The 13,139-nt window shown below is 73.7% G+C and carries 8 protein-coding genes; 6 read left to right on the top strand and 2 right to left on the bottom strand.

The window, feature by feature from the left end:
- The first annotated feature begins 41 nt into the window (after positions 1-41).
- Positions 42-1,055, top strand: a complete 1,014-nt coding sequence (locus ACTWQH_RS18330) for an NlpC/P60 family protein (protein WP_443287680.1) — start codon at positions 42-44, stop codon at positions 1,053-1,055.
- A gap of 60 nt (positions 1,056-1,115) precedes the next feature.
- On the opposite strand, the gene ACTWQH_RS18325 is transcribed toward ACTWQH_RS18330, so the two are convergent.
- Complete coding sequence (locus ACTWQH_RS18325; RefSeq protein ID WP_443287673.1) at positions 1,116-1,640, bottom strand: roadblock/LC7 domain-containing protein; 525 nt, start codon at positions 1,638-1,640, stop codon at positions 1,116-1,118.
- Positions 1,637-4,027 (bottom strand): sensor histidine kinase, encoded by a 2,391-nt coding sequence (locus tag ACTWQH_RS18320; protein WP_443287672.1) that lies wholly within the window; start codon positions 4,025-4,027, stop codon positions 1,637-1,639. Before ACTWQH_RS18320 ends, ACTWQH_RS18325 begins: the two co-directional genes overlap by 4 nt.
- Positions 4,028-4,481: 454 nt before the next feature.
- On the opposite strand from ACTWQH_RS18320, the gene ACTWQH_RS18315 reads away from it, so the two are divergent.
- The 5 genes from ACTWQH_RS18315 to ACTWQH_RS18295 all read left to right on the top strand — a co-directional run bounded on the left by ACTWQH_RS18315 (position 4,482) and on the right by ACTWQH_RS18295 (position 13,113).
- Positions 4,482-5,330 (top strand): hypothetical protein, encoded by an 849-nt coding sequence (locus ACTWQH_RS18315; RefSeq protein ID WP_443287671.1) that lies wholly within the window; start codon positions 4,482-4,484, stop codon positions 5,328-5,330.
- 162 nt (positions 5,331-5,492) lie between these two features.
- On the top strand, positions 5,493-6,332 hold the full coding sequence (locus ACTWQH_RS18310; protein ID WP_443287670.1) for a lysozyme: 840 nt from the start codon (positions 5,493-5,495) through the stop codon (positions 6,330-6,332).
- A 602-nt stretch (positions 6,333-6,934) separates the two neighbouring features.
- On the top strand, positions 6,935-7,786 hold the full coding sequence (locus ACTWQH_RS18305; protein WP_443287669.1) for a response regulator transcription factor: 852 nt from the start codon (positions 6,935-6,937) through the stop codon (positions 7,784-7,786).
- Complete coding sequence (locus ACTWQH_RS18300; protein ID WP_443287679.1) at positions 7,783-8,874, top strand: HAMP domain-containing sensor histidine kinase; 1,092 nt, start codon at positions 7,783-7,785, stop codon at positions 8,872-8,874. Before ACTWQH_RS18305 ends, ACTWQH_RS18300 begins: the two co-directional genes overlap by 4 nt.
- A 240-nt stretch (positions 8,875-9,114) precedes the next feature.
- On the top strand, positions 9,115-13,113 hold the full coding sequence (locus ACTWQH_RS18295; RefSeq protein ID WP_443287668.1) for a multifunctional oxoglutarate decarboxylase/oxoglutarate dehydrogenase thiamine pyrophosphate-binding subunit/dihydrolipoyllysine-residue succinyltransferase subunit: 3,999 nt from the start codon (positions 9,115-9,117) through the stop codon (positions 13,111-13,113).
- Positions 13,114-13,139: the final 26 nt, after the last annotated feature.

Below are 13,139 nucleotides of genomic sequence, written 5' to 3'. Positions count from 1 at the left end.
GACGCCGCCTCCTCGCGGCGCTCGGTGCCGCGCTTGCGCTGGTGGTCGCCGGGCCCGCTGCGCCCGCCCGCGCGGAGCCCGGCACGGAGTCCGGCACGGAGCCGGAGAGCATCAGCGCGCTCCTCACGGAGTTCCGCGACCTGTACTGCGACGCCGAGGCCGCGGGCGAGGCGTACAACGACGCCGCCGAGCGGCTGCGGGCCCAGCGCGAGCGGGTCGCCGAGCTGTCGGACCGGCTCGCCCGGACCCGCGGCGAGCTGGCCGACGCGCGGCAGATCGCCGGGCAGCTGGCCCGCGAGCAGTACCGGGGCGGCGGCTTCGCGCTGCCCGCCTCCCTCCGCCTCCTGCTGCTCGGCGACGACGCCGGGGGCGCGCTGCACGACCAGGCCGTCGCGGCGCGGGCCGCCACCACCCACGTCGCCACGCTGGAACAGCTCGGCGAGGGCGAACGCCGCACCGCCCGCCTGGCCCGCGAGGAGCGGGAGGCGCTGGACGCGGCGCAGGCGCTCGCCTCGGAGCAGCGGCGGCACCGCGACGAGGCCCGCCGCCGGATGGACGAGGTGGCCGGTCTGCTGGCCGGGCTGCCGGAGGAACGGCTGGCCGAACTGGCCGAACTGGAGCGGGCCGAGACCGCCCGCGCGCAGGATGAGTTCCTCGGGTCGGGGGCGTTGGGCGACGACGCCGCCGCGCCCTCGTCGGCGGGCGAGCGGGCGTTGGGCTACGCCAGGGAGCAGCTCGGCAAGCCGTACGCCTGGGGCGCGGAGGGGCCCGGCTCCTTCGACTGCTCCGGGCTCACCTCCCAGGCGTGGTCGCGTGCCGGGGTGACCATCCCCCGCACCAGCCAGGAGCAGTGGAGCGAGCTGCCGCGCGTCCCGCTGGACCGGCTGCGGCCGGGGGACCTGGTGGTCTACTTCGAGGACGCGACACACGTGGCGTTGTACGCCGGGGACGGCACGGTGGTGCACGCGCCCCGCCCGGGGGCGGCGGTGAAGGTCTCCCCGATCGCGGCCTCCGGCCCCGTCGAGGGCGCCGTCCGCCCCGACGCCGCGGCCTGAGCTGAGGGCTTCGCCCCGGGCCCCTGGCCCCCACCCCCGCGCGCGTGGGGGTGGGGAACGTCACCCCCCCAGGCGGGAGTAGGCGTCGGGCTGGGCGCCCTGGCGCAGCTCCGCGCGCAGGCGCGGGGTGAGCAGGTGCCCGGCGCGGCCGACGAAGAGGGCCATGTGGTAGGTGACGAGGCCCATGTCCGCGTCCGGCTCGGTGTAGACGCCGAGGAGCGAGCCGTCGCTGATGGACATGACGAGCAGGTTGCCCGCGTCCATCGCGACGAGCGTCTGGCGGACCGGGCCGCCGCTCATCAGCGTGGCCGCGCCGCCCGTGAGGCTGCCGAGGCCGGAGACGATGGTGGCCAGGTCGGCGGTGGAGCCGCGCGGGCCGGTGCCGGGGCCCATGCGGGACCCGAGCGGCGGCACCGTGGCGGCGGCCGGGCCATCGGAGGACAGCAGCGGCAGGCCGTCGGCGGAGACCACGGCGACGGAGACGAGGCCGGGCACCTCCTGGACGAGCCGGGCCAGCAGCCAGTGCAGGTCGCGGGCGGACTCGCTGGGGGCCCCGTGCTGCGGGGGCAGGAAGGGCGTGGTCACGGCGTGGTCTCCTCCCCGGCGGCGGAGCCGGCCTCGCGGGCGGCGTCGCGGTGGCCCTCCCGGGCGCCGCGCTGGAAGCCGCCGAGCCGCCGTCGCAGCTCCTCGGCGTCGACGCCCCTGGCGGGGGTCGGGCCCTCGGCTCGGGCGCGGGTTCCGACGATGGGTGTCTGGCCGGTGGTGCGCAAGGGAAGTCCGCTTTCGGTGCGTGCGTGCGCGCGCGGCGTGACGTCGTCCGCGCGGGCGTGTTCGGCGAGTGGGGCGAGCGGGCGGGGCTCGGGGGGCGGTGCGGTCGCGGCGGTGGCCTGGACCGGTACGCCGGCGGGGGGCGTGGTCATGCCCATCCCGCCCAGGTCGGTCATCTCGGTGAGCAGGGAGGCCGGAACGACGACCTCGGCGACGGTGCCGCCGCCGGGTCGCTGGCCCAGCCAGGCGCGCAGGCGGTGGCGGGCGGCGAGCCGGGCGACGGTGTACAGGCCCATGCCGATGCCCGCCGCCGCGTGGAGGCTCCCGTCGCCCTCCTGGCCGCCCTCGGCGCCGGGCGGCGGGGTGACCGGGTCGGCCAGGCGGGCGTTCAGCTCGGCCAGCCGGTCGGGCGACAGGCCGATGCCCTCGTCCTCGACCTGGAGCGTCAGGCCGCCCTCCAGCCAGCGCCCCGACAGCCGCACCCGGGCGCCCTCGGGGGAGAACGCGGTGGCGTTGTCGAGGAGTTCGGCGAGCAGGTGGCTCAGGTCGCGGGCGACGTGGCCGACCACGCGCAGCCCCGGGGGTGGCTCGATCTCGACCAGCTCGTACCGCTCGATCTCGCTGACGGCGGCGCGCAGCACGTCGATCAGCGGCAGCGGCTCCCCCGGGCGCCCGGCGGGGCCGGAGCCCGCGAGCAGCAGCAGGTTCTCGCCGTGCCGCCGCATGCGGGCGGCGAGGTGGTCGAGGGTGAAGAGCACGGCGAGGTGGTCGGGGTCGGTCTCGTGCTCCTCCAGGCGTTCGATGACGGCGAGTTGCTCGCCGACGAGGCCGAGGAGGCGCTGGGCGTGGTGGGCGAACATGCCGTGCACGGCGCCGTGCAACGCCGTGAGCCGCCGGCTGAGCTCCTGCTGCTCGGTCAGCAGCCGGTCGCGCTCGGCGCGCAGCCCTCCGGTGTCGCGTTCGGTCTCGGTGACGCGCTCGTGCAGCTCGCGGGCGCGCGCGTGCAGGGCGTTGACGGAGGAGACGACCTCGGCGAACTCGTCGTTGCGGCCGGTGTATTTGACGGGCTGCTGCCCGGTGGGGTCGGCGGCGACGCGGCGGCTGCCGATGCGTACGGCGGCCAGCGGGCGGGTGAGGGAGCGGGCGGTGCGGACGCTGATGCCGAGGGCCAGGGCGAGGGCGGCCAGCACGAGGAGGAGCCGCAGCCACAGGGCGATCAGGTGGTCGGAGCTGGCGTCCTTCAGGGCGTCGAGGTGGTCGCCGGCGAGCGTGTTCAGCACCTGGCGCTGCAGGTCGGTGCGGGCGGCGAGCGCGTCGCCGACCTCGTCCTGGCCGAGCCCCCGGTCCTCGTCGGTGAGGAAGGGGCGGGCGGTGAGCCGGTCGACGTACCCCTGGGCGGCCTCGGCGTCGGCGCCGCTGACGGTGCGGCGGTAGGCGTCGGCGGCCTCGGGGGTGGCGACGGCGGTGAAGTCGGCGAGGGCGGCGGACTCGCGGGCGGCCTCGCGGTGGGCGAGGGTGGCCAGTTCGCGCTGCTCGCCCTCGCCGCCGAGCGCGGCGAGCAGCAGGCCCCGGGTGGCGGCGGAGGCGTCGACGGCGCGGGCCAGCTCGGGCAGGGACTCGGCGGTGGGGTCGGTGTCCTGGCCGGGTCCGGGGCGGCTGGCGGCCAGCACGAGGTCGCCGAGCTGGTCGATGAGGCCGCTGTAGGCGTCGTGGGTCCGGCCGGGCCCGGCCTCGCCGGTTGCGGCGCGCTCGCGGATGCCGGGGAGGGAGGTCAGGTCGCCGCGCAAGGCCTCGGGAACGTCCTGGCGCAGCCCGTCGATCTGCGTCTCGGCGCGGGCGCGGTCCTCGTCGGTGAGCGCGTCGGCGGCGGCCCGGGCGGGGTCGGCGGCGGCCGAGGCGACGACGAGGGCGTCGCGCTCGTCGGCGAGGGTGTGGGCGAGCGCGAGGGCGCGGACGCCGAGTTCGGCGTCGTCCACCAGCTCCTGGCCGGCGTTCAGCTTCTGGTACGCCGCGTGGATGGCGGGGGCGCCGGCGGCGAGCACGGCGACGCCGGTGAGCAGCACGCCCGCCAGCAGGCGGTTGCGGACCCGGGCGCGTCGGCCGCGCGCGGCGTGGGCGGCGTGCGTGCGGGGGCCGGGGACGGTCCCGGAGGAGGGTGGGGACGGGGACGGTTCGGCGGGATCGTGCAGTGTCGTCTTCCGCACTTGTGCTCGCATTCTCGTCCTGGCCGCCGGCGAGGGGCCGTTCGCTAGTGGTCCAGCTGATCCAGCTCGTCGGTCATGCCTCGGTCGAAGTCTCGAACCTGCGCGTCGGCACCGACCTTGCCAGCGCCGGGCGGGCAGGAGGCGGCCTCCCCCGGGCGGCCACCCGAAGGAGTGAACATCACCGGGACCTGCCGTACAACCCGGCTGTGAGGGCGGACAATTCGGGGCCCTCGGCCGTGCTGGCCGTCGCGGGGCGGTCCTGGCGAGATCCACAAGATCATCTTGCCCCATGCTCGCTGACCGGTTTTCATCCGAGATTCGCTCACAGTTGCTGATAGTTGCCGACATGAGCGCCGACGAAACCGCCATCACTGATCGTCACCGCGCTGCTCGTCACCGTTGCGAAGCGGCGAGAAGGACAGCGTAGGGCAGAGGCTGGGGCAGACTGGCCGCCATGCGATGGACCTCGGCCACCGAGCCCGGCACGCCGGGCGTTCCCAACGAGGACTACGCCGCCGTGGCGGGCCCGCTGGACGGCGGTGGCGGGGCGTTGGTGCTGCTGGACGGGGTGACGGGCGGCCCGACGGACGGCGGCTGCCGCCACGGCGTGGCGTGGTTCGTCACCCGGCTGGGGGGCGCGCTGCTGGAACTCTGCGTCACCCGGCCGGAGCTGACGCTGGCGGCCTGCCTGGCGCGCGCCATCGGCCGCACGGCGGACGCGCATCGGGCGACATGTGACCTTTCTCACCCACGAACGCCGCAGGCCACGGTGGCCTGCGCGCGGGTCGGGGCGGAGCGGAGCGAGATGGGGGTCCCCCCGGCCGAGGGCTGGGGGAGGGTGGAGTACCTGGTGCTGTCGGACTCGGTGCTGCTGATCGAGGAGTTCGACGGAGCAGTGCGGGCGGTGCTGGACACGCGCCTCGAGGCGCTGCGGCCGGCGGCGCGGCGGCTGCCGGCCGGGGAGCGGGCGGCGTTCGTCGAGGGGCGGCGCAACGTGGCGGGGGGCTTCTTCACGGCGGCCGCCGATCCGGGGGTGGCCGAGCGGGCGGTGACGGGCTCGGTGGAGCGGGGCCGGGTGCGGCGGCTGGCGGCGGTGAGCGACGGGGTGGGGCGCTGGGTGGAGACGTTCGGCCTGGGCGGGTGGCCGGAGCTGCTGACGGCGTTGGTGACGCGAGGGCCGGCGGCGGTGATCGGCGAGGTGCGGGCGGCGGAGGCGGCGGACGGCGAGGGCCGGGCGTTTCCGCGGGGCAAGATCCACGACGACGCCACGGCGGTCGTCGCCGAGTGGGAGAGCGGCTACTGAAAGCCGGCGGGCGGGGACCCCGGTGCGCACGACGGTTCGGCGCCGCCACCGGGTTAGACCAACGGCGATCCCAAGTTCCCCTTCCCTGGCCGCCGGTGGGCGCGTTAGCTTCACGGTTGGCATGGTCACACCAGTCCCCCCACACGCTCCGAAAGGAGTGACATGCCCGTGATAACCAGACGGCGCCTCACCCTCCCCGCACTTGTCGGGATGGTGTGTGCCGCCCTCACCACCCTTCTCATCGTCTCCCCCGGTTTCGCCAGCGCCGACGACGCCGGGATCGAGCCCGGCGAGGCCTACATGGGCGTCGGCGTCGCCCAGCACGAGGGCCGGGCGGAATCGCGGGCCGAGCCGCCCGACGTGTCCCCCCTCCAGACCGTCGAGGGCGTGGACGTCGCCAGCCACCAGGGCGACGTCGACTGGGCCACGCTGTGGAGCAGCGGCGTCCAGTGGGCCTACGTCAAGGCGACCGAGGGCGTCAGCTACGAGAACCCGTACTTCGCGCAGCAGTACAACGGCTCGTACGACGTCGGAATGATCCGCGGCGCCTACCACTTCGCGCTGCCGGACGTCTCCAGCGGCGCCGACCAGGCCAACTTCTTCGTCGACAACGGCGGCGGCTGGTCGGCCGACGGCAAGACGCTGCCCGGAGTACTGGACATCGAGTACAACCCCTACGGCGACACCTGCTACGGGCTGGACGCGGCGTCGATGGTGAGCTGGATCGCCGACTTCATGAATACGTATTACGCGCGTACAGGCAGGTATGCGGCGATTTACACGACCACCGACTGGTGGACGACGTGCACCGGCAACAACGGCGACTTCGGCGCCAACCACCCGCTGTGGATCGCCCGCTACGCCTCCGACCCGGGCGCGCTCCCGGCGGGCTGGGGCTTCCACACCTTCTGGCAGTACACCTCCACGGGCCCCACCGTCGGCGACCACAACGTGTTCAACGGCGCGTACGACCGGCTCCAGGCGCTCGCCAGCAACGTCTGACCGGCCACCGGCCCCGCCTCACCGGGGCCACGCTCGCGGCCTCCGGCCCGAGGGACTCCGCCGGAAACGCCCGGCGGAGTCCCGAGGGACCGGGAGGCGGACTGGCCGCTCCGCGCACGGAACCGGTCCCGCGCCGGCCCGATGGCGCGCCTTCACACCGCCCCCACCCGATGCGACGCCTTGTGCTCGGTCATCGGCAACGGCCAGGATGGACGGCGACGGAGGACGACAAGAGCCTCCACTCCCCCGCTACTCCCCCGCCGGCCTGGCCACATGCCGCGCGCGGCCGAGCCCCGGGGCGTGCGCGCACCCGGCCAGCACACCCTTTCTGCGCATTTGCGAAGAATCGTCGAGATGCCGGATTGGCAGTTTTCGCACCAGAGAAGTGCTCGTTGCCCGGCGCCTCCCCGACGTGCTCTTTCTCGCCGGTCACCATCTCGCCAGCCGGTCTGCGTAGCCGCGGGATGATGCGGCGCTCTACGCTGCTTGTCAGTGCCGTTCGGCACAATCGGAGCACATTCAGCGCACATTCACGCATTCGACAGCACATTCGACACTGCCAGTTCCAGCCGACTGGCACCGGAACCATCCCGGGGGCGGGAATGAACCAGACTGACATCAGGACGACAACCACCCAACACACCGACACGGCCGACCCCACCGAGCCTGCCTCCCAGGACCGGCCCAACCACCACACCACCACCGCCACCACGCCCGGCGCACAACGCCGCGTCCTCGTCGTCGAGGACGACCCCACCATCGTCGACGCGATCGCCGCCCGGCTCCGCGCGGAGGGCTTCCTCGTGCAGACCGCCGCCGACGGCCCCGCCGCCGTGGAGACCGCCGCCGCCTGGCACCCGGATCTGCTGATCCTCGACGTGATGCTGCCCGGCTTCGACGGCCTGGAGGTCTGCCGCCGGGTCCAGGCCCAGCGCCCCGTCCCGGTGCTGATGCTCACGGCGCGCGACGACGAGACCGACATGCTCGTCGGCCTGGGCGTGGGCGCCGACGACTACATGAGCAAGCCGTTCTCCATGCGCGAGCTGGTCGCCCGGTCCCACGTGCTGCTGCGCCGCGTCGAGCGGGCGGCCGTCGCCGCCACCACGCCGCGCCCCGGCAGCGTGCGCCTGGGCGACCTGGAGATCGACCGCACCCAGCGCCGCGTCCGCGCCGCGGGCAAGGACATCCACCTCACCCCCACCGAGTTCGACCTCCTCATGTGCCTGGCCCGCTCCCCCCGCGCGGTCCTCACGCGCGAGCAGCTGCTGGCCGAGGTGTGGGACTGGGCCGACGCCTCCGGCACCAGAACGGTCGACAGCCACGTCAAGGCGCTGCGCCGGAAGATCGGCGCCGAGCGCATCCGCACCGTGCACGGCGTCGGATACGCCCTGGAGACGCCGCCGGGCTTCGCCGGTGAGGGCGCCCGGCCGGGCCAGGCGGCGAGCGAGGTCTGACCCGCGTGCTTGAGCTCGTCAGACACCCGGTGTGGCGTCGGGTCTGGCGGGCCTCGCGCCCGCTTGACCCGTTCCGCTCGGTGAAGGCCGCGCTGGGCTGGCTCGTGGTGGTGTCGGTCGCGATCACGACCGCGCTGAGCCTGCTGGCCTACCGCTCCGACCTCGAGCTGCAGGTGATCGCCATCATGGCGATCATCGCGTCACTGCTGGTGACCCAGTTCGTCGCGCAGAGCCTGGCTGCCCCGGTGCTGGAGATGACCTCCGCCGCCCGGGCCATGGCCCGCGGCGACTACGGGCGCCGGGTCAGCGTGGCCCGGCGCGACGAGCTGGGTGACCTGGCCAACGCCTTCAACCGCATGGCCGCCGACCTCCAGGCGGTGGACCGGCACCGCAAGGAGCTGGTGGCGAACGTCTCCCATGAGCTGCGCACGCCCATAGCCGGGCTGCGGGCGGTGCTGGAGAACGTGGTGGACGGCGTATCCGAGGCCGACCCCACGACCATGGCGACCGCGCTGCGCCAGACCGAGCGGCTCGGGCGGCTCGTCGAGCAGCTGCTCGACCTCTCCCGCCTGGAGAACGGCGTGGTGCCGCTGCGGCCGCGCGGCTTCCAGGTGGAGCCGTACCTGTCGGCGGTGCTCGGCGACGCCACGGTGGCGATGCGGCGCGGGCACGCCCGCACCGACGTGCGGCTCAGGCTCGACGTGACGCCGGGCGGCCTGCGCGCGCACGCCGACCCCGAGCGGCTCGACCAGGTGGTGACCAACCTGGTGGACAACGCCGTCAAGCACAGCCCGCTGGGCGGCCAGGTGACGGTGATGGCCCGGCCGGGCCAGGCGCCGGGCGGGCTCGTGCTGGAGGTGCGGGACGAAGGGCCCGGCATCCCGCGCTCCCAGCGGGACCTGGTCTTCGAGCGCTTCGGGCGGGGCACGACGGACGGGGTGACGCCGCGCGACGGCGGCACCGGCCTGGGACTGGCGATCGCGCGATGGGCGGTGGACCTGCACGGCGGCACGATCGGCGTCGCGGAGTCCCGGCGCGGCTGCCGCATCAGGCTCACCCTTCCGGGCGACGCCGAGGCCAGGGGTTGACGCCGGGCCGCCTCCGCGCGGCCACGTCTATCCGGCCGACTCGGTCACTTCATTACCGAATCCTTGCCGTTTCGGGCCGAATCTGGTGCACTTCCCGGCCTCACAGGGCACGAAACACATCTGTGACTGTGATCTAGATGACGTCTGACGGGCCGGGACTGCGTTGGGAGGCCGGGGAGGCGTAGCCTTGATTTCCGCTGTCCATAAGACCTTGCGAAGCGGAAGAGGGCGGTTGCCGCCGTGTCGCCACAGTCCCCGAACACCTCAAGAGTCGAGACCGGCCAAGGGGCGGAGAAGACCCCCGCGCAGAGTCCAGCCGCGGGCTTCGGCGCGAATGAATGGCTTGTTGACGAGATCTACCAGCAGTACCTCCGGGATCCGAACTCGGTGGACCGGGCCTGGTGGGACTTCTTCGCCGACTACAAGCCCGGTGGCGGCCGCGCACGGCCCGCCGAAGGCGCGCAGGCCGCGGCGCCGGCCGCGGCCGCGCCGGGCGGCGCGGCCGTCGACGGCCAGCCGTTCGCCGGGGCCCCGGCGGCCGCCGGCGCGGCGCAACCCGCGCCGCAGGCGCCGACCGCGGCGCGGCGCGCGGCTGCGGCAGGAGCGGGCGCTGCGCAGGCCGCCCCCGCTCCCGCAGCCGGAGCCGCCCAGGCGGGAGCACCCGCCGCCCAAGCGGCCCCGCCGCAGGCGGGCGCCGCCGCGCAGACCACCGCCGCAGGCGCCGTGACCGCCCCGGCGAAGCCGGGCGCACCTGCGGCAGGCACCCCCGCCGGGCAGGCCGCAGCCGCGGCCCAGCCGCAGGCGGCCACGGTCGCAGGCGCCGAAGGCGCCGCTGCCGCCCCGGCGAAGCCGGGCGCCGCGCCCGCGCGACGGGCGGGCGCCCCCGCCAAGCCCGCCGCAGGCGAGCCCGCCGGGCCGGAGTACGTCACGCTGCGCGGCCCCGCCGCCGCCGTGGCGAAGAACATGAACATCTCGCGGGAGCTGCCCACCGCCACCTCGGTCCGCGCGGTCCCGGTCAAGCTGCTCTTCGACAACCGCATCGTCATCAACAACCACCTCAAGCGCGCCCGCGGCGGCAAGGTGTCGTTCACGCACCTCATCGGCTACGCCATGGTGCAGGCGCTCAAGGCGATGCCGGCGATGAACCACTCCTTCACCGAGAAGGACGGCAAGCCGACCCTCGTCAGGCCCGACCACGTCAACCTCGGCCTCGCCATCGACCTGGTGAAGCCGAACGGCGACCGCCAGCTCGTCGTGCCGGCCATCAAGCGGGCCGAGACGCTGACCTTCTTCGAGTTCTGGCAGGCCTACGAGGACATCGTGCGCCGGGCCCGGGCCAACAAGCTGACGATGGACGACTACACCGGCGTCACGGCGTCCCTCACCAACCCCGGCGGCATCGGCACCGTCCACTCCATGCCGCGCCTGATGGCCGGGCAGGGCCTGATCATCGCCGTCGGCTCCATGGAGTACCCGGCGGAGTTCCAGGGCACCTCCCAGGACACCCTCAACCGCCTGGGCATCTCCAAGGTGATGACGCTCACCTCCACCTACGACCACCGCGTCATCCAGGGCGCCGCCTCCGGCGAGTTCCTGCGCCTGATGAGCCAGCTCCTGCTCGGCGAGAACGGCTTCTACGACGACATCTTCGAGGCCCTCCGCATCCCCTACGAGCCGGTCCGCTGGGCCCGCGACATCGACACCAACCACGACGACGACGTCACCAAGGCGGCCCGGGTCTTCGACCTGATCCACGCCTACCGGGTCCGCGGCCACCTGATGGCCGACACCGACCCGCTGGAGTACAAGCAGCGCAAGCACCCCGACCTGGACATCAAGGAGCACGGCCTCACCCTGTGGGACCTGGAGCGGGAGTTCGCCGTCGGCGGCTTCGCCGGCAAGTCGATGCTGAAGCTCCGCGACATCCTCGGCGTGCTGCGCGACTCGTACTGCCGCACCACCGGCATCGAGTACATGCACATCCAGGATCCGAAGGAGCGCAAGTGGATCCAGGACCGGGTGGAGCGCCCGCACACCCCGCCCGAGCGTGAGGAGCAGCTCCGCATCCTGCGCCGCCTCAACGCCTCCGAGGCGTTCGAGACGTTCCTCCAGACGAAGTACGTCGGCCAGAAGCGGTTCTCGCTGGAGGGCGGCGAGACCGTCATCCCGCTGCTGGACTCCGTGCTGGACGAGGCGGCCGAGGCGCGGCTCGACGAGGTCGTCATCGGCATGGCCCACCGCGGCCGGCTGAACGTGCTGGCCAACGTCGTCGGCAAGTCCTACGCCCAGATCTTCCGGGAGTTCGAGGGCAACCTCGACCCGAAGTCGATGCACGGCTCCGGCGACGTGAAGTACCACCTGGGCACCGAGGGCAGCTTCACCGGCCTGTCCGGCCAGACGATCAAGGTGTCGCTGACGGCCAACCCCTCGCACCTGGAGGCGGTCGACCCGGTCGTGGAGGGCGTCGCCCGCGCCAAGCAGGACATCATCGGCCGGGGCGGCAAGGACTTCACCGTCCTGCCGGTGCTCATCCACGGCGACGCGGCGTTCGCCGGTCAGGGCGTGGTGGCCGAGACGCTGAACATGTCGCAGCTGCGCGGCTACCGCACCGGCGGCACGGTCCACGTCATCATCAACAACCAGGTCGGCTACACCGCCGCCCCCGAGGCGGCCCGCTCCTCCACCTACTGCACCGACGTGGCGCGCATGATCGAGGCGCCGATCTTCCACGTCAACGGCGACGACCCCGAGGCCGTGTGCCGGGTCGGGCGGCTGGCGTTCGAGTACCGGCAGGCGTTCAACAAGGACGTCGTCATCGACCTGGTCTGCTACCGCCGCCGCGGCCACAACGAGACGGACAACCCGTCCTTCACCCAGCCGCTGATGTACGACCTGATCGACAAGAAGCGCTCGGTGCGCAAGCTCTACACCGAGTCGCTGATCGGGCGCGGAGACATCACGCTGGAGGAGGCCGAGCAGGCGCTGCAGGACTTCCAGGGACAGCTGGAGAAGGTCTTCAAGGAGGTCCGCGAGGCCACCGGCGCCCCCGCCCCGGCCTCGGTGCCGCCCGCGCAGCCGGAGTTCCCGGTGGCGGTGGAGACCGCCGTCAGCCAGGAGGTCATCAAGCGGATCGCCGAGTCCCAGGTGAACATCCCCGACCGGATCACGGTCCACCCCCGGCTGCTGCCGCAGCTCCAGCGCCGCGCGGCCATGGTCGAGGAGGGCACGATCGACTGGGCCATGGGCGAGCTGCTTGCGGTCGGCTCGCTGCTGATGGAGGGCACCCCGGTGCGGCTGGCCGGGCAGGACTCCCGGCGCGGCACCTTCGGCCAGCGGCACTCGGTGCTGATCGACAGGACGACCGGCGAGGACTACACGCCGCTGCTGTACCTGAGCGAGGACCAGGCCCGGTTCAACGTCTACGACTCGCTGCTGAGCGAGTACGCCGCCATGGGCTTCGAGTACGGGTACTCGCTGGCGCGGCCGGACACGCTGGTGATGTGGGAGGCGCAGTTCGGCGACTTCGCCAACGGCGCGTCCACCGTCATCGACGAGTTCATCTCCTCCGCCGAGCAGAAGTGGGGCCAGACCTCCGGCGTCACGCTGCTGCTGCCGCACGGCTACGAGGGCCAGGGCCCGGACCACTCCTCGGCCCGGATCGAGCGCTACCTCCAACTGTGCGCGCAGAACAACATGACGGTGGCGATGCCGACCGTGCCGTCGAACTACTTCCACCTGCTGCGCTGGCAGGTGCACAACCCGCACCACAAGCCGCTGGTCGTCTTCACGCCGAAGTGGATGCTGCGGCTGAAGGCCGCGACCTCGAAGGCGGAGGAGTTCACCGCGGGCGGGTTCCGGCCGCTGATCGGCGACGACAGCGTGGACGCGGCGGCGGTGCGCACGGTGGCGTTCTGCTCCGGCAAGGTCTACTACGAGCTGGCGGCGGAGCGGGACAAGCGCGGGGCGCGGGACGTGGCGCTGGTCCGTCTCGAGCGGCTGTACCCGCTGCCGGTCGAGGAGATCCAGGCGGAGCTGGCGCGTTACGCCAACGCCACCACGCACGTGTGGGCGCAGGAGGAGCCCGCCAATCAGGGCGCCTGGCCGTTCATCGCGCTGAACCTGCCCGACCACGGGCTGCGGCGCGTCTCGCGGCCGGCCTCCTCCTCCCCGGCGGTGGGATCGGCCAAGCGGCACCAGGCGGAGCAGCAGCAGCTGCTGAACGAGGTCTTCGACCGCTGACCCGCCGAGAGCGGCGAATGCCGAAT

Origin of the sequence: Streptomyces sp. 6N223 (assembly GCF_052246635.1) — a bacterium.
Classification (GTDB): domain Bacteria; phylum Actinomycetota; class Actinomycetes; order Streptomycetales; family Streptomycetaceae; genus Streptomyces.
Note: the sequence above shows the minus strand (reverse complement) of the source record. Positions and strands in the feature narration are given on the sequence as shown.

Bases quoted from the DNA above. Each gene is read 5' to 3' on its own strand.
- ACTWQH_RS18315 (WP_443287671.1), top strand. From the start codon at position 4,482: ATGCGATGGACCTCGGCCACCGAGCCCGGCACGCCGGGCGTTCCCAAC.
- ACTWQH_RS18310 (WP_443287670.1), top strand. From the start codon at position 5,493: ATGCCCGTGATAACCAGACGGCGCCTCACCCTCCCCGCACTTGTCGGG.
- ACTWQH_RS18305 (WP_443287669.1), top strand. From the start codon at position 6,935: ATGAACCAGACTGACATCAGGACGACAACCACCCAACACACCGACACG.